We start from the raw sequence: 19,507 nt of genomic DNA, 5'->3' as shown, positions 1-19,507 counted from the left end.
TATACCCATACTATAATTTGATAGAATACTTGAAGAAAGGAGAAAGGAATGAATAAAAAAGCGGATTCTCTATTCTTCACCGCATGGGCCACTTCCCTGATTGCCATGCTTGGCAGTTTGTACTTCTCTGAGATCATGAAGTACGAGCCGTGCGAGCTTTGCTGGTACCAGCGGATCCTCATGTATCCCATGGTGATCATACTCGGGGTCGCTTATGTACGGAAAGACTTCAAAATGGCCTTATATTCCATGATCTTATCCGGCATCGGTACATTGGTTTCCCTTTATCACTATTCGATTCAAAAAGTAAGCTTCCTGTCCGACAATGCCCCGGCCTGCGGCAGGGTGCCTTGCACAGGTGAATACATCAATTGGATGGGATTTGTCACGATCCCATTCCTTGCCCTCACAGGCTTCATCATCATTTTCATCATGAGCCTGCTGGTTCTGAAAACACTGAAGGAGGATCACTAATTGAAGAAAGTCATCATTTTTCTTGCCGTTGTCGTTCTACTCTTCGGAGGGATCGCCATTATCACAAGCATGCAGAACAGTCAGAAAGCAGAAGGCAACATGTTTAAAAAAGATAAACTAAACCCGGCTACCGTCGATCTGCTGGACGACCCGAACTACCAGAACGTCATCTTGCCAGATGACTTAAAAGAAAAGCTGGATAGCAAAGAAGATGTGACCGTATACTTCTATGCTTCAGACTGCGTTCACTGTAAACGTACAACCCCTACCCTTGCCCCACTCGCAAAAGATATGGATGTGGATATGGTTCAATACAACCTACTGGAATTCCAACAGGGATGGGATGATTACAACATCGAAGCGACACCGACCCTTGTCCACTTCAAAGGTGGTAAAGAGGAAGCTAGGCTAGTCGGTGAGCAGCCGAAGGAAGAGTTCGAAGCATTCTTCAATGAATATGTAAAAGAATAAAAAAGAGGAGCTGGCCCTTCACGGGTCAGCTCCTTTCAATGAGGAGGAATTTCTGATCGAGAATATGAGGAATTCTCAAGATTACTGGTAGTAGATGTTTACCCCTCATTGATGATGCTAAACCTATTTAATTGATTATTCTGATAAAATCAAATTAATAGTTGATTAGCCGGCTTTGCATACAGGCTGATATGATTATCGCAGTCATGACCTTCAGAGAATTGCTCAAATGAGAAAGGAAAAGATATCCCAAATCCCCGAAGGATCCCGGCATTATGAGCGAACATTTCTCTATAAACCCTCTCTTCACTACCTGTTTCAATGATGGCAATCAGTGTTTGAAGACTTGAGATGATCTGAAACGCTTCTTTCAGCGTTCCTACATATTCCACTTCATGCACATGGGTATGTAAAACCTTCAAGTCATCCATTTGTCTAATTTCATCGTCTGTGAAATAATCAGGAAACACGGTACAATACATATACTCGATTAGCTCCTGAATCTGCTCTTCTTGTTCGGGAGTCGACGCGATTAAGATTTTCACCTGTAGCCCACCTTTTTTGTCATGATTGTAATCTTTATGTAATGGATTATATTAAGGATAACATAGTTCTATGAGGGCTCAGGTGGTAATTATACCCACGGCGACATCGATAAACACAAAGATATAGACCGAAACACACACATCCAACCATGAATTTTGTCGTACAAAGGAGCTTTTTGATGAAAACAAGACGTATAGGTGATCAATTTGAACTAACCATCCCTAGTAATTGGAAAAATGTAACGATTGAAATGATTCTGAAAGATAAGTGGAATTCACCTAAAAAGTGGATTCACTCCATGCGAATGAGCAAGGAAGTAAAAATCAATGGTGAGGTTGCCGGGTGGAATGAGCCTCTAAAAGGAGGAGACCGGCTGCAACTCCCTTTATTTAAAGGCTTGGAACTGAATGTGAATCCAACATACGGGGAGCTTGATGTCCTATTTGAGGATGAACACGTCATCGTCGTCAATAAGCCCGCGGGCATCGACACCCATCCGAACGGTCTTGATGACACGCACACCCTCGCAAATCTGGTGGCCTTCCATATCCAGGCTTCTGGAAAATCATCGAATGTGCTTCACATCCATCGTCTGGACAAAGATACGTCCGGTGCCGTCGTATTCGCGAAAGATCCATTGAGCAAGGCCATCCTGGACCGCCTTCTCTCAGAGAGAAAGGTCAAGCGAACCTACCACGCCGTAGCCCAAGGCTCACTTAAGAAAAACAAAGGATCCATCACTGATCCCATCGGAAGAGACCGTCACCACCCTACCAGGAGACGGGTGTCAGCCAGCGGTCAGGAGGCCATTACACACTTTAAAGTCGTCTCCAAACAAAAAGACAAGACATCCCTGACTCTCCAGCTAAAAACCGGCAGGACCCATCAGATCAGGGTCCATTTGAGTTCACTCGGCCATCCTCTGGCGGGAGATCTCCTCTATGACGGCACACCCGTTTACAAGCGACAGGCCCTTCACGCCTCCTCCATCGTATTCCCCCACCCACTGACCGGGGAAACGATTTCATGCCATGCATCGTGTTCAGACATTGCCGAGCTTAACTGGGAGGATTGAATCATCAGACGGACGCATGAAGATAAATAAGTACGGTACGACAAAAAATAAAACGTGTTTTAGTCATAGGAAAACCCGAATTCATTTGCCTGCGATAAGGGAATGAATTCGGGTATTTATGTTGTTTCATGCCATTGTCTCCAGCGATTGATTGGAGTGCAAAACGAAGATTCCCGCGGAAAGCAAAGTCTTGCATGGAAATCATTAACGGTATTAAGAACCTACACGAATCGTGTTCGTCATTACACTTTTATCCCAACCTGCCATCAAAAATCAAAATGATCAGGATCCGGGCCGAACCGTTCATTCTGATTCAGACTGTTGATCTGATTCATTTCATCCAAAGACAGTTCAAAATCGAACAGATTTGCATTTTCTTCGATCCGCTCAGCATGAACCGATTTCGGAATGATGATCACATCGTTCTGAAGATGCCATCTTAGGACAATCTGAGCCGCTGACTTCCCGTGCTTCTTGGCGATGTGATTCAGCGTCGGTTCGTGCAGCACACGCCCCTGCGCAATCGGTGACCACGCTTCGACGGCAATGGAGTGGGACGAACAGAACTCCCTCAATGGCTCCTGACTCAGGCGCGGATGTGTTTCAATCTGATTGAGGACCGGTTTTTCATTACTTCCGGCCAAAAGATCTTCAAGGTGATGCTGATGGAAGTTGCTTACCCCGATCGACTTGATCAACCCTTCACCATGCAGCCGTTCAAGGGCTTTCCACGTATCTTTGTATTTCCCCTCCACCGGCCAATGGATCAGGTAAAGGTCGAGGTAGTCCATCTGAAGCTTCTTCAGGCTCTCATCGAATGCCCGAAGCGTTGTGTCATAGCCTTGATCGGCATTCCATACCTTCGAGGTGATAAAAAGTTCTTCACGGTTGACTCCGGAATCCCTTACCCCCTGCCCGACTTCCTCTTCATTACCGTAAACGGCAGCCGTATCGACGGAACGGTATCCCGTTTCAATAGCCGTCCGAACGGCATTGACCGTTTCTTCCGGGTTTTTCATTTGATAGACCCCAAGACCCACAAACGGAATTTCCAGGCCATTATGTAACGTCTTCGTACTTGCAAGGTTTTTAATCATAGATGATCCCTCCTGATTCCATTGTACAAAATCTCTATTTCGGAAAGCGAATATTTCGACTTGTCAGTCATCCTATGAAACTGTCGAATGATGTGCTGATAAAGGTCAGCTGGTGAAGCGGGCGGGTCATGCCTACGTACTGCAACTTGATATCAAGTTCATTGGAAGGATCATAGCGCTCATCCATGGCAACGAGAACCACCGAATCGAATTCAAGCCCCTTAGAAAGGTAAGAAGGGACCACGACCACGCGGTCCTTCGGAATCGATTCCTGTTCTTCCAAGAGTTTTACCCTCAGTCCCGACCGTTCTTCCAGGATACGAGCAATTGCTTTGCAGTCCTTCATGCTCTTACAGATGACCGCGAACGTCTGGAATCCTTCCGATTTTCCTGATGCGACAAGATGCCCCACCTCATCACCGATCTCTTCACTTGAGCTGACCACCTTCTTTACGGGTGATTCCCCGTGGCGAACGACGGGATTCACCTTTGGGAATTCGTAAGGAAGAAGTGTGAGCAGCCTATTGGCTTCTTCCATAATCTCCACCGTGGTTCGATAGCTTTTCTGAAGTTCTGTATACGTGGCACGCGGGAAGATTTCCCGGTAGACCGGTTCCCAAGATTGAAGCCCCCTATACGAATGGATCCCCTGTGCGAGGTCCCCTACAAGGGTGAACATATCGGTTCCCAGGGCTTTTTTCAATGCATAGAGCTGCAGATAGCTATAGTCCTGGGCTTCATCGATGACGATGTTCTTCGCTTTCACATATTTATCGATGCCGTAAAGGTGGGTTTGCAGGAACAACAGGATGGCCAGATCCTCTGACTCATACTGTTTCTTATTGGCCAGTTTCAACGTATAGGAACATACCAGGTCGGCTCGTTCATGTGAGAGCTCACCACCTGAATAGGAAACCAGGCGCCCGGGATCTGAAAATAATTCCTTGAAATAGTGATCCAGCTGCTTCCGTTCGAATTGCTTCATATAGCCTGTCACACTTGTCCTGATGGCTTTTTTCAGTTCTTCTAGGCGTTCAAGCTTCGTATCGAGGGCTTTTGTGACATAAGCCTTCCGATTCTCGCTCCTTCTGGATAAAGCCGCTTCAATGCGGGCGTCAAAAAAGTCCTCCACTTTTGTGATCATCTCGGCCTTGTTCGACCTGACAACATTCTGAAGAAGGGACTTGAGTTTAGTGATCCTTCGGTAGACCGGCAGATACGTATACTCCTCTTTGAATAGATGGGTGAAACGCTTTGCTGTGAACAGCTTATATTTATCCACATAGAAATCCTTGGAGGTATAAAATCTCTCTTCGATTTCCTCCACATACTGTTCAAGGATCTTCCTGAACGTCCTTGAACCTTTGAATCCGGAAATCCATGCAAGGTCCTCCTTGCCGGGAGAATCCGATTCGATGAACCGTATGAGTTTATCATCCGGTGCGAGTTTCAACTCCCGCTCAAGACACGTCTGTACATAGTCGGTGAACGTCGTCTGCCGCACATTCTCCACCCCAAGATCGGGAAGGGCTTCTGAGATGTAGTCGATGAATAGATTGCTGGGTGCGAGGATCATGAGCTGGGATGGATCGAAAAATTGTTTATAGTTGTAGATGAAGTATGAGATCCGGTGGAGGGCAATGGTCGTCTTGCCGCTACCAGCCGCCCCCTGTACGATGATGGGTTTATTCAGATCGGCACGGATGATCCGGTTCTGTTCCTCCTGGATGGTGGATATGATTTCGGTGAGCCGGTTACTCGAACTTTTGGCAAGAGAGTCCTGAAGCAGTTCATCCGTCGTCGTCAAATCGATGTCGCGGACTTCTTCGAGCTTGCCTTCCTCTATCATGTATTGGCGCTTCAGTGAAAGATCGCCAGTGTATGTTTCACCTTCTGCATCATAGGATACGTCCCCGATCCTCCCCTCGTAGTAGAGGTTTGCAATCGGCGATCTCCAGTCCACGATGATCTGTTCCTGATTATCCCTCTGGTAGAGCGAGGTTTTTCCGATATAATGCTTTTCAAACTGTTGAGATCCATCATGACGGAAATCGATACGGGCAAAATAAGGCTTGCTTCGGGCCTTCTCAAGGGAATCGAGCTCCTCTTTAGACATTTCAAAAAAGCTTGCATTCGTGAGTAGATCGATGTAGGCAGCACTCGATTCCCCCCAGTCGATATCACCGAAGGCTTTTTCCATATTCTCTTTATACTGTTCTTTGCTTGTTTGTGAGGTCTCGATGACTACGTCAATGTACCTTTTAGTGAAGTCGAGTCGTTCTTGTTCGATTGTAAAATCGGGATGAAGTGGTTTTTCCTTTGTCATGGCGTTCTCCTTCCAAATTGTGATCCGCAATGGAGAAATGGTACTGCAGAGGTAACGACTCTCTGCATACCGACACTGGAAATATATGTAGGGCGTTGGGAGCAGAAGTTTATATTATCAGAACATTCATTCCGGCACAATACCTAATTTCACTCCCTGCCTGATCTCGACCTATTTTCTGGAAGAAAGCAATGCTCTGTGATACGCTGGAGTAAACGCATATTGCGGAGGTGGAAAAACAGATGTACCAACATATCATGTGGGACTTTGACGGCACATTATTCGATACATATCCGATCATGGCCGATTCATTCAGGGTCACCTTAGAGAAAAACGGAATCAGCGAGCCGCTCGAAGAGATCATGGGTCTTATGCGCATCTCCATGTCTACGGCCATCCACCATTATCAGGAGCTTCACAGGTTTGATGAAGCCTTCCTGAGTGACTATCATGAAGAACGCAAATCAAGGGAACTTGATGCAAAGCCCTTCGAAGGGATTGCGCGCCTATGCGGGCAGATCCACAAAACCGGAAGACATAACTACCTTTACACCCACCGGGGTGAATCCGCTGTCACCATGCTGAAGACATTCGGTTTGGCTGAGTTCTTTACAGATTTCATCACCGAAGAACACGGATTCGAACGAAAGCCGAGTCCCGATGCCATCCTTCACCTTTTATCCAAGCATGCCTTCGCTCCTGAAAAAGCGATAATGATCGGCGACCGTGACCTTGATATCATGGCAGGAAAGAACGCAGGTATAGATGCCTGCCTGTATACAGACAAGCCCATATCCGACAGTCAAGCAGATTACATCATCCATGACATCCAAGAGCTTCGCCCCATCCTGGACATAAGAGACTGACAGACTAAAAAAACGCCTGATGGCGTTTTTTTAGTCTGCTGTCGGAAACGTGATCCTGAATTCCGATCCGTGTCCTGGCGAACTGGTGACACTGACCTTCCCGTTCATGGCTTCAATGATCCGATATGAAATGAGGAGACCGAGTCCGGTGCCTGAATCTTTTGTGGAGAAGTAGGGTTCACCCAGTCTTCGTTTCTGAGATTTCGTCATGCCCACGCCTGTATCGGAGACGCTTATGCACACATGGCCCTTCTCCCTCATCGTCCGGATTGTCAGGGTCCCCCCTTCGGCATGGCCTCCACGGCATTTTTCATGAGATTAAGGAAGGCCTGCTGAAAGGTCCGTGCATTTCCCATAATGACTGCCTCTTCTATTCCTGCCTCGATCTTCACCGAATGCTGGTGGCTCATGGGTCCGATGATTTCCATCAGCTTCTGCAGATGGGCACCGATGGGGATCTCTTCGATGACTTCGGGATATGGCTTGGCAAAGGTAAGGTAATCATTGATAATATCTTCCGCACGGTTTAGTTCGGATGAAGCAATGCTTAAATATTCCAGCTTCTTCTCAGACGACAGATGCTCCTGATGCAGAAGGCGGAGGAACCCCTTAATGACGGTCAGGGGGTTTTTCACCTCATGTGAAATGCTGGCGGCAAGCTGAGAAAGGACTTCCATCTTTTCAATCTTCATGAGGGTATGCTTCACCTGTACCTGCTTGACCAGGATCTCACAAATGTATGTAAAAAAGAGCATACCGACTGAGGGCATCAGGATGAAGTTCAAGATGTATGAACCGTCCACCCTGAATTCCGTCATCACTGTGGCAATGGAAGCTGCAGCGATGGAATGGATCGTGAACAGGCAGACAGAAAAAAGAATCCGTCTCCGGCTTTTCATTGCATCAAAACGGAAAAGCTTCAAGGCTGCAACGGTCAGGATATAAATCACTCCATAGATGACAAACGATGTCCAGCTCCACTGGTAAATGAATGTTCTCCCTGCCAGAAGGGACAGAAAAAGGGCAAGGCCCATGTATGGCCCGGCATACATGATCCCGAGGACGAATGGGATCATCCGGAGATCATGTATGCAGTAGGGTTTCATATAAATCGGTGACAGCATGCAAAGGATCATCGCACCGCTCAATGATAGGAACGTGATCATCTTCGTACAGATTCCCCGGATGAATCGCTTCTCTACAAGAAAAAAGACGAGGAAGATGCTGAGAAGGATATAGAAAAAATTATTGACCACGTCTTGATTGAAGATAATCATATGAATCTCTTGTTCCCTTTCAAATGGTATCGTATATGAGAATTCTACCACAACCACATCGTCATGGTTACTTTATTATGGAATCATATGACCCTATCAAAAAAATGGACGCCTTATGATTGTTGGAGCTCCCTGCCAAGGTATCGCGCCAGTTCAAGCATGCCGAACACCCCTTCTTTCTCTTCTGCATCACGGTTGTAATTCGTATTGGTGTTCACATCATACGTATATAAATTCCCTTCTCGATCACGGATGAATTCGATACCGGCGATGGCAATTTCATTCTCTTTCAAGAAAGCCTTATACGCGTCAATGATGTCTTCATCAAAGTCCTTGATAATTTCAAACTTGGGCCTCTCCCCAACCGGGCAGGCAAGATCCTCAATGCGGCACGCATCGGCAGGACATAATTCGAAGCCTTCGGACGTATCGACCCTCACTGCATAGATGAATTCTCCCCCAATAAATTCGCAGCGTGTGATGCTGGAGTCCGGGGACTTGATGTATTCCTGGATGAGCGTGATCCCGTCCAGTGGCTCATCGAACTCTGCACTGTTCACATAGCTCTCCAATGCTTCTATGGAGTGGAATAACTGAACGCCAAGGCCCTTTCCTGCCCTATTGTGCTTCGTAATGAATGAAGGAGCACCCAGACGGCGGGCGGCATCCATGATGGCCTCTTTTCCTACCGCAGCAATGGTAGCCGGCACGGCGATCCCTGCTTTCTTCAAAGCGGTATACTGATTGACCTTGCTGACTTCAAGGCGGATGGCCCTGGTTCCATTCAACACCTTGCGCCCGTGAAGCTCAAGCCACGAAAGCACACTTTCCGTCAGCTCGGGTGCATAGCGGTGATCACGCGTGTGGGAAGAAGCGCTGATCCGATTGTAGAAGATCCCTTCAGGCGGGGCTGCAGTCAAATCAACCATTCCCTTATCTAAGAACCACTCTTCATAGTCCAATCCAAGCTCGTCCATCCTCTTAATCAAATGATCTGTCCATTCGCTGTTTTCATGAATGATATGTATCTTTCCCATTTCCTTCACCTCAATTTTTCGATTAGCTTCAATGTAACACAGAAAATCCTACCGATAAAGTAGGATTTAACGTTCCATGCTTGATTCACGCGATTTTCGCATCCACACTTTCATCCCAAACCGTGTAACGGGAAACGCCGTTACGTCCCTCCCTGCCTTCGGAGTTTCCGTCCGGGTACGCTCCACTGAAAGCATGGTCATCACCAACCCCACACCTACAGCTACTGCCACAAGCTCCATGAGCAGTTTCACCGCCCGCATCATGTTCATTCCTCCTCTTGCGTCCTATCTATAACATATGGCATCAGGCAGGTTATGGTCACATTCCTTTTAAACCGTGCCCCGTTCGAATAGAGTCGTTTGTAAACCGGTCCGCGCCGCTCCTTCCTGCAGGAACATCCGGAACGCCTCTCTCCCAAGGGATCTGGAAGGAACGTCAAACGAGGTGATCCCCATGAGCTCGCTGATGGGGTGATTGTCGAACGAAAGGATGGCAAGCTCCCGAGGGATGTTCACACCCTTTCTCCCCGCCTCACTGAGAAGACCAGCCGCCACCTGATCGCTCGTGATCACAAGTGTCTCCGGACGCTCCTTGAGATTCACCCATTCCCCTAAGACCCTGCAGCCGTCCTCCATGTGATAGCAACCCGTAAAGATCCATTCATTCCTTACCTCGATCCCCGGATGCTCCCTGAAGGCACGCATCCTGTCTTCGCTATTCTTACCGCTTAAACGGTGAATGCATAGACCGATCTTCCGGTAGCCTTTTTCCTGAAGATAGGACAGGGCCCTGCCCATCGCCTGATAGTGATCGATATACACGCTTCGGAGGGAATCCGATTCGAGATTTTCACAAAAGACAATCGGACGATCTCCCTCCATGAAGCCCTTCAATTCTTCGAGGCCATTCGTCCTTGATGCAATGATCAACCCGTCGACTTCCTTCATGCGCAGTGCTTCAAACGCATCAAGTTCTGCATGCGCTTCATAATTCGTCTGATAGAGGCGCAGATGGTAGTCTGCTTTGAGGGCTTCTTCTGCAATCCCCTGAAGGATCTCGCCATAATAGGGAAGATTCAGGTATGGAAGGACGACGCCGATGCTGTTCGTCTTCCCCCTTGAAAGATGGACTGCATTGGCATTTTGTGTATAGTTGAGGGCTTTGATGGTTTCAAGGACGATGCGGCGTTTGTCCTCCCTTACATACGGATGCCCGTTCAGCACGCGGGATACGGTGGATACAGATACACCGGCCGTCTCGGCCACTTTGCGAATATTGGTCAAAGGTTTTCACCCTTTCATGAAAATAAACACTTGCTCTGAAACGCGTTTCATCACATACATTGAATTCACCGCCACTCAAAAGGAGCTGATTGCATGCTTGGAGTCCTGTATTTACCACTTTTATGCGTCATCATCATTTGCGGCTCATACTTCGCGTTGGATAAGGAGGAACGGGAGGTGGTTGAACCCATCTCCGATTTCTTACTGTAGACCCATGCTGCAGACCTTATCTTGACTGACTGAGCGTTTGTTCGATATAGTAGCAGTATTGCTTTCTATCATACTATATATGGTTTACATCAAGGAGGATAAAAGATGGATTCATTCTTTAAGGTTATTGAAGAGCGCCGCTCAGTCAAAGTATATGACCCAACAGTAGAAATTCCCCGTGAAGAACTTCTACACCTATTGGAAACAACAGGGAAAGCTCCATCTGCATGGAATCTGCAACACTGGAATTTCCTTGTTTTCGACTCTAAAGAGGTTCAAAAGAGACTTCTTCCGATTGCATTCAACCAGCAGCAGGTACTCGATGCTTCTGCCGTGATCGCTGTCCTTGGTGATTTGGAAGCGAATCGCAATGTTGATCCAGTATTCGATCCGGCTGTTGCCAAAGGGGAAATGACACAGGAAATCAAAGATGTTTTGAAAGGACAGATCGACGGTGCGTATACACGTCCCGGGTACGCACGCGATGCAGCATTCAGCAACGCTTCACTTGCCGCCATGCAACTGATGCTTACAGCAAAAGCCAAAGGCTGGGATACATGTCCGATCGGCGGATTCGACCCTGCCGCCCTCGCAAAAGAATTCAATGTATCACAGCGCTATATTCCGATCATGCTGATTACTGTCGGCAAGCCGCTTCAAGAAGCGAGAAAATCTGATCGTCTTGAGCCTATGAATCTGATTCAGTGGGCTGAGTGATCATTTTGCGCACGGCATTTTGTCGCATACTCTAACATAAAAATCCGAACGATCTCGATTCCTTCACGGAATGCTGCATGATCGTTCGGATTTTTTTCTATTCGACTACCTGTGGGATGGATTGCTTCTACTGGAAGATTACGTTCTTCTCAATTTCCTTCATGTGATAGAAATACCCTTTTTGGTCCATCAGCTCCCGATAGTTGCCGATTTCCGCTATTTCTCCTTCTTCCATCACCACGATCTGATCCATTTCTTCAAGCCCTGTCAGTCGATGACTGATGAGAAGAAGCGTGCTATGCTCCGCCTCTTGGAGAATAACGTCCATCAGTTCAGCTTCGAGCATTGGATCGATGGAGGAAGTCGGCTCGTCCATTATCCAAAGTGGGCCGCCTTTCAAGATCGCCCTCGCAATGGCCATCCTCTGCTTTTCCCCTCCTGATAGGTTACCGCCTTTTTCAGTCACAGTATCCTCCAACCCGAATGGAAGCTTCACTTTTGAGAGTACCCTTTCCAACTCTTCATCATCGACCTCCCCGGCAATCAACAGATTATCCCTGATCGATCCATGAAAGAAGTGGTTTTCCTGAAGGATGACGGCCGCTCTTTGCCAAAGGCTTTCCTGTTTAATGGCATCAAGGGGGTGGGAATCCAACAGGATCTGACCTTCATCCGGTGTATGGAAGGTTAGAAGCAGATTCAGTAGCGTCGATTTTCCGGAACCCGATGCACCGATGACAGCCGTCTTCGACCCTTCCGGTATATACAGATCAACGCCCGAGATCGATGGCCTCTCCCCTCCTTCAAACGTGAATCCCACCTTTTCCATTCTGAAGGATGGCGCATGATCAGGAGCATCTTCACTTCTCCGTTCCTTAAGCTCTGCCCCTCGGATTTCTCCGAGGCGTTTGGAAGCCTTCCTTGAATCTTCCAAGTGGTAAGGAAGGGTCGCCATCGGAATCGCTTCGTCAAAGACGGTCAGTGAAATCATGACGAGCATCGCGAGTAGGACACCATCGAGTGTCCCTTCCCCGACGGCGTACACTCCAACAACCAATACGAACCACGTGATCAGCAGGGAGACGAGAAGGTTGATGGTATGACTGAATAAGGAGTGGCGACTTTCCAAATCCTGCTCTTCCACATACGTAGAGGAAGCACCGCCGAGCGCCTCTTCCTGATGGGACAATTGCTGATGGATCTTCAGTTCCCTGAAGCCGTATAGGAATTCTGTCGTGCCGGCAGATAGCTCACTTCGGCTATCCCTCACCCGTGATTCAATTTTCCTTTGTTTGAGGGTGACCATGGATGGAATCAAGAAACCGGTGAGCAGGACACCCACCATCAGCAAGATTCCCGTCGGCATTGAGTAGAAGAGGGTGAAGAGAATCGTGGCCATGAATACAATCACCATGACAAGGGGCGGATAGAAGACCCTCAGGAAGAAGTTCTGCAGGCTCTCCACATCCCCTACAATCCGAGCAAGGAGATCACCGCTTTTGTATCGCTGAAAAATCGTCGGCGCAATGGTTTCCAACCGTTCAAAGATCGATGCCCTCAAGTTGGCAAGGATCGTAAACGTCGCACGGTGGGAATAATATCGTTCCGCATATCTTGTCACTGCCTTCAGGATGCCTAAAAGCTTCATAAGAGCAATCATGATGGTCAGGACATAAAGGGGCACTTCAAGTGCCGCCTGGGAAATCATATATCCACTCAAAGCGAAAACCCCGACGGATGTCAGACCGGCCACCGCACCGAAGACAGCAGAAAGGACGACATCTTTTTTCTCTTTCAGTGTTAATCGAATGATCTCAGTCAACTCTCTCATGTGATCTTCACTCCTTTTTGTACCGTGATCATGCGCTCATATTCAGGCAGTTCTTTGAGCAGCTCCTCATGGGTACCTTTTCCGATGAGTCTTCCCTTTTTCAACACAAGAATCTGATCGGAATGGCGGATCGTGTGCAACCTGTGGGCAACCGTTACAATTGTTGAAGACTGTGATAATTCCTTGATCGATTGTTGAAGAATGGATTCTGTCTTCAGATCGAGTCCGGTGGTCGGTTCATCAAGCAAGACGATGAATGGCTTCCGCAAAAAGGCCCTAGCAAGGGTGATCCGCTGCTTCTCTCCACCCGACAGTCCCCTGCCCCCTTCGCCGATCACGGTTTGGAATCCATCCTCCAGAGTAGAGATCAGTTCCGACAGTCCAGCCTTTTCAGCTGCATCCTCGAGTTCCTTTGCTGTGTGAAGGGATCCGGCCGCCATGTTCTCTTCAATCGTCCCGGCAAAAATATACGGATTCTGCGAGATATAAGCGATAAGCCCAAACCAGGAGCTTTCTGTAACCTGTCTTCTCGATTTTCCATTCACGACCACCTCTCCCTCCGATGGATCAATCAATCCCGAAAGGATATGCAAAAGAGTCGTTTTGCCAGAGCCGCTTTCACCGATGATGGCCACCTTGCTGAACGGTTCGATGTGAACGGTCAGGGGTTGGAGATGAAATGTGCCTTCCGAATAAGAATGGCCGACCCCTTTTAGACCAATGACGGGTGATCCACTCTGGGCATCGATAGTGTCTTCCCCCCATACAATCTTTCCATCATCCCGTTCAAGCTCATCCTTCACCGCCTTCACGGAACCCGAACTTCCCCTTCCCGTATGGAAGGCACTGCCGAGCTGCTTCATGGAAAGGTAGAATTCCGGTGCCAGGATGAGTACAAAGAAGGCAGTGTAAAATGAGATGCTGTCGAATACAATCAGACGCAGACCGACTTCGAGGGCAATCAGCCCGATGCTCAGCATGGAGATGAACTCAAGCATCAAGGAGGATAGAAAGGCCGTCTTCAGCACCTCCATCGTGGCCTCGCGGAAGTTCAGGGAGCTTTCCTTGATCTCTCCACCCTTCTCCCTTCCTTTTCCGAAAAGTTTCAATGTCGTCAACCCCTGAAGGACATCGAGGAACGTGCCGGAGAACGATTCAAGCTTCTCCATCTGGTCTTCTGACTTTTCCTTCGTTTTGACTCCGATGAGGGCCATGAAGATGGGGATGAATGGGGCCGTAATCAGGATGATCATGCCAGTGAACCAGTGCTCTTTGAAAAGGACGAGCAAAATCATCAATGGGACGAGCGTTGTTTCGATCCGCTGCGGTACATACTTGCTGTAGTAGCCATCAAGCCCGTCCACTGCATCCATGATGACGGAGACCTTTCTCCCCGCTTGACTGCCAACAGAAGCAGTCAGTGGCTGGTGCGCCCATTTATTCAAAAGTTTTTTCCTGACTTCGCCTTTGACAGATGATGCAAGTCGGATCCCTGTCCGGCCGTTCAGCCAACTGAAGATTGCCCTGAATGCGAATGCTACGAGTAATGCGGCCAAAAGGGGCCAGACATCTGTCAGAGAGGCGTCCTTCAGGAAAACCCGATCAACAATCCCCGCAATCAAGTAAGCCTGCGCTACAATGGCGAGACCCAAAAGAGTGGAAGAGCTATATAAAGTCATCATGAACGACCTGCTGCCTTTTACCAGTGAATGTAGTTCTTTCATTACTGATTTCACTCCCGTTCCGAAAGTTAGTGAAATACTTCACAAATTAATCTACGTCTATTATACCATCACTTCCCCCTCTTCTCACCGAATTGAATTTGACAAATTAAAGACAAAGGACGCAACGGGAAAACGAAGTACCCTGCACAGCGACCCTACAAGGAACCACGCCCGTTATCCATCGATCCAACTAGTTTGAACACGCTCTATACTTCCTTCTCAAAAGGCGGATCTGTCCCCGATGATTGATTTCATCCTCCATGACGTGATACCAAATATAATGGAAGTTATGCGAAACCCCATTCCCCCATTTCCTCTCTTCCTGGAGCCATTGATCCGAGAACCGGGAAAAGGACGCGAGTGTTACACTCCGAACCTCTTGTAGCGCCTCAAGATAGGCCGCCGCCTCCAATCCATGATACTGCTTATTGGCCCCTTCCCCCAAGTTGAGGGCCTTCCCCCATGTATCACTTTCATCCTGTGTCAGATCCCTCTCATCAAAAGAAAGAATCTGATGGATCCGTTCGATCGCAGCTATATGCATGAGCAGACTGCCGATGGTATTTCCACCGGGACCGTCCACATAATCCAGCTCTTCCCGGCTGATTCCACATAATTCTTCCATTGTCACGCTCCTGGTATGCTCGAGCATGGAAATCAGTTCACCAATCTTAGGGTCAAATCCTTCTTTGCTTGTAATCCTGTAATCAATCACGGTCATTCCCCCTTCTCTAGCTCATTTTAGCAGGGATTTTAAGGAAAAACAGACTGATACTTTCCACATGGACATGGTATACTTAAAGTATAAACGGAAGAAAAAAGAGACTGGGACAAAAATGTTTTAGTCATAGTAAAACCCGAATTCATTTGCCTGGGATCAGGAAATGAATTCGGGTTTTTACTTTGTTTCGTGACCATTGCGATTGTTTCCAGCGGTTGAATGGATTGCAAGACGAAGACTCCTGCGGGGTCTCACATCCCGCAGGCTTGACGGGGAGGCTCACGAGCCACGGGCGGAAAGCAAAGTCTTGCACGGAAATCATGAGCTGTATTATGAACCTACACTAATCGTTTTCGTTTGTTTTACCCCAACCTCTTTCTTGGGTTCATCCCGATTTTCTTACCATGATAAAGTAGGATATCACTGCCACGGCTTCACAAATGGCAATGACGACAGCCATGGGGATCGCTGAAGCCCCGTCGCCCAGTCCGACGAGGGGTGCCGCAGCGCCTCCCAGAATGAATGGCAACAATCCCAGGAGGGCAGCTGCACTCCCTGCGTTATCACCCTGATCATTCATTGCAAGGGAGAATACGGTGGTATTGACGATTCCGACGGTGGATACGGTCAGGAACAGGAAGATACAAATGAATACGACCGATGCCTCCATCGTGATGCTGACAATGAGCAGCACGCTCGCAGTCAACCCCTGAAGGATCCCATACCGCAGCAGCGACGTTTCACCGAATACGGGAGTGAGCTTTCCTGTTGCCTGGGTGGCAATGATGAGACCAAGACCGTTCAAGGCGAAAATCATGCTGAACATTTGCGGAGAGAGCCCGTAAATATCCTGCAAGACGAAGGTAGATCCTGAAATATAGGCGAACATGGCACTCATGGCGAATCCCTGCACCAGGACATAGCCCATGAAGACCCGGTTCCTGATCAAACGGCCGAAGGTATTGAAAACGCTGGAAATCCCCCCGGTCTTCCGTCTTTCTTCCGGAAGGGTTTCATTCAATCCGAAACAGACGGCGAGGAGCATGATCCCCCGATGAGGGCGAGGACACCGAAGATGCCCCTCCATGACATGATTTGAAGAAGCTGTCCCCCGGCTACAGGAGCTGCAATGGGCGCCAATCCATTGACGAGCATCAGCATGGCGAAGTACTTCGTCAGTTCCTGACCGGAAAAGCGGTCGCGCATGCCGGCCCTTGAAATGACCATTCCCGCAGCACCTGTAAGTCCCTGGATGAACCGGAGAACAATAAGCCCCCAGATCGATCCGGTGAACATGCACAGGATCGATGAAATGGTGAAAAGGATCAAAGCTGCAATCAGCGGTTTCTTCCTTCCCACCATGTCCGAGTAGGGACCGACGATGAGCTGTCCCGCGGCAAGCCCGATCAGGCAGGCTGTCAAACTCAGCTGGGCCGTAGATGCATTGGTGCCAAGATCCGTGGCAAGAGTAGGCAGACCTGGAAGATACATATCGATCGTCAGGGGCCCGAATGCACTGAGGCAGCCCATGATGAGGATAAAAATGAATAAATACGTTTTTGATTGCGTGTGTGCTAATTCCTTCATGGATGACTCTCCTTTATGTTGTATAGCCATCATCATTTTAAACCCTCCAGTAACTGGAGGGTCAATAGGAATCAATCACGAACTTTGATCTGATACTCAATCAATCGTTCATCCCTCATGTGGGAAATGAAGGAATCGACAATCTGCCTTGTATAGAGTGGTCCCTCCGTTTCAAGGCCCAGCCCTGATACAAACTTCACCAGCTCATTATAATAGAAGGAATCCTTTCTCCGATCCTCCACCGAGTAGACAGTGGCATACGTTCCTTCGGGTAAAGTATCGTATCCGGATTCTGCATCTTCAAGAAGGATATACAACCCGTCATAGGCAAACGCCTCTTCTCCGCTGATATGGTCCGGTGATACAAACAACCCGACGGAACCGACCATGATGGGCGTCATATGATTGACGGTTTTCTTGATTTCCCTGAGAAGCACTTCCATATCTCCCAGGGAAGAAAAGGACCTCTCTTCTTTCCAGATGCTTCTCTTTGGCAAAGAGGAGAGCATAGGTCCGCGTTCCGTTGTCTTCACAAGCTGAAGCTGCTGAATTTTTTGGGTGAGATGCCGATGAGTGGTTTGCAACTCATTCATTTTCCTTCTTGTGGTTTCCTCGTATTTCTCCAGGGTGTGTAAAAACTGATCCAGCGTGCTGTGCTCCAATTTTTGCTTGATTTCCTTCAGTGGGACTCCCAAGTCTTTCAAAAAGCTGATCATATCGAGCTGCTGGAACTGCTCGGCGCGGTAATACCGATAACCTGTTACCCCATCCGTATGATACGGAGTGAATAGCCCGATTTCATCATAATACCTCAGGGTTTTCACTGGTATATCATAGAGCTTTGACATTTGTCCGATGGTAAACTGATCCTTCATTCCCCATCAACCAGGAGCTTGATGAATTTCCGCTTGCCGACTTGCAGAGTCATTCCTTCCTGTACCCTCACGGTAAGATGTGGATCTTCCACCCTGTCTCCATCAAGCTTTACTCCTTTGTTCATGATCATCTTCCTCGCTTCGCTTTTGGAAGGGAGAAGTTTAGTCATGACGAGCAGCTCGAGGATGTTGATCTCTTCAATACCGTCGTTCCACTGCAGCTCTGGAATCTGATCGGGCATACTTCCCTTTCGGAAAACAGAGATGAACTGCTCTTGTGCCCGCTCGGAAGCCCCGTTGCCATGGTACATCCTGACGATGGTCCTGCCGAGGAGCATCTTGGCATCACGGGGATGCATTTGTCCTGCTGCCAAAGAGGCTTTGATTTCATGGATTTTCTCAGGAGCAAGATCCGTGATGAGCTCAAAGTATTTCATCATAAGGTGATCGGGCAGTGACATCGTCTTTCCGAACATTTCTTCAGGGCTCTCGTCGATTCCAATGTAATTATGTTTTGACTTTGACATCTTATCGACTCCATCGAGACCTTCAAGAAGGGGCATAAGAATGACAACCTGCTTCTCCTTATTGAATTTCTCCTGGAAATGACGGCCCATGAGCACATTGAAATGCTGGTCCGTTCCGCCAAGCTCGATGTCACATTCAAGCTGCACCGAGTCGAATCCCTGCATCAACGGGTAAAAAAATTCATGAAGGGAGATCGGTTTGCCTTCCTTGATCCTCGCTTCGAAGTCATCGCGCTCCATCAGTCTGGCCACTGTGATTTTCCCCGCCAATCCAATGACATCTTCCATTTTCATCTCGCTCAACCATTTGGAATTATAGTGGAGTTCCACCTTATCCATGTCCAGGACTTTAGAGAATTGCTCAAAGTATGTTTGAGCATTATGTTTCACCTCATCTTCGGTGAGCTGTTTACGAGCGGCGGATTTCCCCGTTGGATCCCCGATTTTCCCCGTGAAGTCGCCGATGATCAGCTGGATGATATGGCCGTGATCCTGGAACTGGCGAAGCTTATTCAGAACGACCGTATGTCCGAGATGAACGTCCGGTGCAGATGGGTCAAGCCCCAGTTTGATTTTCAAGGGTCTATTTTCAATGACGGATGTCCTGATTTTACTTTCAAGTTCTTTGAGAGGGATGATCTCCTGCACACCCTGCCGGTAGACAGCCAGCTGCTCCTGTACTTCTTGTTCTTGTTGATCTGTCAGCTTTTGCATTGACGTTACCTCCCTTAATCATTTCTAACACATGATGAAATAAAAAAATTGCCTTCAAAAAGGGACGTGATTGCTCACGCGGTACCACCCTTCTTGAAGACAATGATTCTTCCACTCAATCGAATAACGGTTCGTCCGTTCCCCACGA

The 19,507-nt window shown here is 48.0% G+C and carries 18 protein-coding genes, 1 pseudogene and 1 other annotated feature (1 of these 20 only partly in view); of the genes and pseudogenes, 5 read left to right on the top strand and 14 right to left on the bottom strand.

Annotated features, from left to right (window positions below):
- Nucleotides 1-48 precede the first annotated feature (48 nt).
- Nucleotides 49-474, top strand: coding sequence for a disulfide formation protein C (locus D5E69_RS07850; RefSeq protein ID WP_048004459.1), 426 nt, complete (start codon nt 49-51; stop codon nt 472-474).
- Nucleotides 475-945 carry a thioredoxin family protein gene (locus D5E69_RS07845; RefSeq protein WP_048004460.1) on the top strand — a complete coding sequence of 157 codons (471 nt, stop codon included), beginning with the start codon at nt 475-477 and terminating at the stop codon, nt 943-945.
- A gap of 149 nt (nt 946-1,094) precedes the next feature.
- On the opposite strand, the gene D5E69_RS07840 is transcribed toward D5E69_RS07845, so the two are convergent.
- Entirely contained in the window at nt 1,095-1,490 is a 396-nt protein-coding gene (locus tag D5E69_RS07840) for a YhcU family protein (protein WP_048015421.1), read from the bottom strand.
- 179 nt (nt 1,491-1,669) lie between these two features.
- Here D5E69_RS07840 and D5E69_RS07835 point away from each other — a divergent pair, with 179 nt between their 5' ends.
- Nucleotides 1,670-2,566: an RluA family pseudouridine synthase gene (locus D5E69_RS07835; RefSeq protein WP_159129521.1), complete on the top strand. Its 897-nt coding sequence runs from the start codon at nt 1,670-1,672 to the stop codon at nt 2,564-2,566.
- 266 nt (nt 2,567-2,832) lie between these two features.
- On the opposite strand, the gene D5E69_RS07830 is transcribed toward D5E69_RS07835, so the two are convergent.
- Nucleotides 2,833-3,663, bottom strand: a complete 831-nt coding sequence (locus D5E69_RS07830; protein ID WP_048004463.1) for an aldo/keto reductase — start codon at nt 3,661-3,663, stop codon at nt 2,833-2,835.
- A gap of 67 nt (nt 3,664-3,730) precedes the next feature.
- Nucleotides 3,731-5,989 carry an RNA polymerase recycling motor HelD gene (helD, locus tag D5E69_RS07825; protein WP_048004464.1) on the bottom strand — a complete coding sequence of 753 codons (2,259 nt, stop codon included), beginning with the start codon at nt 5,987-5,989 and terminating at the stop codon, nt 3,731-3,733.
- Nucleotides 5,990-6,231: 242 nt separating this feature from the next.
- Between helD and D5E69_RS07820 the strand changes: the two genes are divergently transcribed.
- Entirely contained in the window at nt 6,232-6,855 is a 624-nt protein-coding gene (locus D5E69_RS07820; protein ID WP_159129520.1) for an HAD-IA family hydrolase, read from the top strand.
- A 30-nt stretch (nt 6,856-6,885) separates the two neighbouring features.
- On the opposite strand, the gene D5E69_RS07815 is transcribed toward D5E69_RS07820, so the two are convergent.
- The 5 genes from D5E69_RS07815 to D5E69_RS07795 all read right to left on the bottom strand — a co-directional run bounded on the left by D5E69_RS07815 (nt 6,886) and on the right by D5E69_RS07795 (nt 10,453).
- Nucleotides 6,886-7,098, bottom strand: coding sequence for an ATP-binding protein (locus D5E69_RS07815; RefSeq protein WP_249931579.1), 213 nt, complete (start codon nt 7,096-7,098; stop codon nt 6,886-6,888).
- A gap of 29 nt (nt 7,099-7,127) precedes the next feature.
- The gene (locus D5E69_RS07810) at nt 7,128-8,132 is read right to left on the bottom strand and encodes a histidine kinase dimerization/phospho-acceptor domain-containing protein (RefSeq protein ID WP_159129518.1); all 1,005 of its coding nucleotides are present in this window, start codon (nt 8,130-8,132) and stop codon (nt 7,128-7,130) included.
- A 113-nt stretch (nt 8,133-8,245) separates the two neighbouring features.
- Nucleotides 8,246-9,169 carry an ATP-grasp domain-containing protein gene (locus D5E69_RS07805; RefSeq protein WP_048004467.1) on the bottom strand — a complete coding sequence of 308 codons (924 nt, stop codon included), beginning with the start codon at nt 9,167-9,169 and terminating at the stop codon, nt 8,246-8,248.
- Between the two features lie 66 nt (nt 9,170-9,235).
- Complete coding sequence (locus D5E69_RS07800; protein WP_048004468.1) at nt 9,236-9,433, bottom strand: hypothetical protein; 198 nt, start codon at nt 9,431-9,433, stop codon at nt 9,236-9,238.
- A gap of 66 nt (nt 9,434-9,499) precedes the next feature.
- Entirely contained in the window at nt 9,500-10,453 is a 954-nt protein-coding gene (locus D5E69_RS07795) for a LacI family DNA-binding transcriptional regulator (protein ID WP_048004469.1), read from the bottom strand.
- 315 nt (nt 10,454-10,768) lie between these two features.
- On the opposite strand from D5E69_RS07795, the gene D5E69_RS07790 reads away from it, so the two are divergent.
- Nucleotides 10,769-11,380, top strand: a complete 612-nt coding sequence (locus D5E69_RS07790) for a nitroreductase family protein (protein WP_048004470.1) — start codon at nt 10,769-10,771, stop codon at nt 11,378-11,380.
- A 127-nt stretch (nt 11,381-11,507) separates the two neighbouring features.
- On the opposite strand, the gene cydC is transcribed toward D5E69_RS07790, so the two are convergent.
- The 6 genes and pseudogenes from cydC to tyrS all read right to left on the bottom strand — a co-directional run bounded on the left by cydC (nt 11,508) and on the right by tyrS (nt 19,359).
- Nucleotides 11,508-13,211: a thiol reductant ABC exporter subunit CydC gene (cydC, locus tag D5E69_RS07785; protein WP_048004471.1), complete on the bottom strand. Its 1,704-nt coding sequence runs from the start codon at nt 13,209-13,211 to the stop codon at nt 11,508-11,510.
- Nucleotides 13,208-14,935 carry a thiol reductant ABC exporter subunit CydD gene (gene cydD, locus D5E69_RS07780; RefSeq protein ID WP_159129517.1) on the bottom strand — a complete coding sequence of 576 codons (1,728 nt, stop codon included), beginning with the start codon at nt 14,933-14,935 and terminating at the stop codon, nt 13,208-13,210. The genes cydC and cydD overlap by 4 nt, the downstream gene beginning before the upstream one ends.
- A 190-nt stretch (nt 14,936-15,125) precedes the next feature.
- A complete protein-coding gene (locus D5E69_RS07775) occupies nt 15,126-15,650 on the bottom strand; it encodes a DinB family protein (RefSeq protein WP_231578798.1) in 525 nt (174 codons plus the stop codon).
- A 391-nt stretch (nt 15,651-16,041) separates the two neighbouring features.
- Nucleotides 16,042-17,243: pseudogene (locus D5E69_RS07770) on the bottom strand (multidrug effflux MFS transporter).
- 71 nt (nt 17,244-17,314) lie between these two features.
- Entirely contained in the window at nt 17,315-18,118 is an 804-nt protein-coding gene (locus D5E69_RS07765) for a MerR family transcriptional regulator (RefSeq protein WP_048004474.1), read from the bottom strand.
- Nucleotides 18,115-19,359, bottom strand: coding sequence for a tyrosine--tRNA ligase (gene tyrS / locus D5E69_RS07760; RefSeq protein WP_048004475.1), 1,245 nt, complete (start codon nt 19,357-19,359; stop codon nt 18,115-18,117). The genes D5E69_RS07765 and tyrS overlap by 4 nt, the downstream gene beginning before the upstream one ends.
- 57 nt (nt 19,360-19,416) lie before the next feature.
- Nucleotides 19,417-19,507 (bottom strand) — a binding site (T-box leader) (it continues 115 nt past the right edge of the window).

The sequence above is a fragment of the Rossellomorea marisflavi genome, assembly GCF_009806575.1.
In the GTDB taxonomy this organism is placed as follows: Bacteria; Bacillota; Bacilli; order Bacillales; family Bacillaceae_B; genus Rossellomorea; species Rossellomorea marisflavi_A.
Note: the sequence above shows the minus strand (reverse complement) of the source record. Positions and strands in the feature narration are given on the sequence as shown.

Bases quoted from the DNA above. Each gene is read 5' to 3' on its own strand.
- D5E69_RS07850 (WP_048004459.1), top strand. From the start codon at position 49: ATGAATAAAAAAGCGGATTCTCTATTCTTCACCGCATGGGCCACTTCC.
- D5E69_RS07835 (WP_159129521.1), top strand. From the start codon at position 1,670: ATGAAAACAAGACGTATAGGTGATCAATTTGAACTAACCATCCCTAGT.
- D5E69_RS07830 (WP_048004463.1), bottom strand. From the start codon at position 3,663: ATGATTAAAAACCTTGCAAGTACGAAGACGTTACATAATGGCCTGGAA.
- helD (WP_048004464.1), bottom strand. From the start codon at position 5,989: ATGACAAAGGAAAAACCACTTCATCCCGATTTTACAATCGAACAAGAA.
- D5E69_RS07820 (WP_159129520.1), top strand. From the start codon at position 6,232: ATGTACCAACATATCATGTGGGACTTTGACGGCACATTATTCGATACA.
- D5E69_RS07810 (WP_159129518.1), bottom strand. From the start codon at position 8,132: ATGATTATCTTCAATCAAGACGTGGTCAATAATTTTTTCTATATCCTT.
- D5E69_RS07805 (WP_048004467.1), bottom strand. From the start codon at position 9,169: ATGGGAAAGATACATATCATTCATGAAAACAGCGAATGGACAGATCAT.
- D5E69_RS07800 (WP_048004468.1), bottom strand. From the start codon at position 9,433: ATGATGCGGGCGGTGAAACTGCTCATGGAGCTTGTGGCAGTAGCTGTA.
- D5E69_RS07790 (WP_048004470.1), top strand. From the start codon at position 10,769: ATGGATTCATTCTTTAAGGTTATTGAAGAGCGCCGCTCAGTCAAAGTA.
- cydC (WP_048004471.1), bottom strand. From the start codon at position 13,211: ATGAGAGAGTTGACTGAGATCATTCGATTAACACTGAAAGAGAAAAAA.
- cydD (WP_159129517.1), bottom strand. From the start codon at position 14,935: ATGAAAGAACTACATTCACTGGTAAAAGGCAGCAGGTCGTTCATGATG.
- D5E69_RS07765 (WP_048004474.1), bottom strand. From the start codon at position 18,118: ATGAAGGATCAGTTTACCATCGGACAAATGTCAAAGCTCTATGATATA.
- tyrS (WP_048004475.1), bottom strand. From the start codon at position 19,359: ATGCAAAAGCTGACAGATCAACAAGAACAAGAAGTACAGGAGCAGCTG.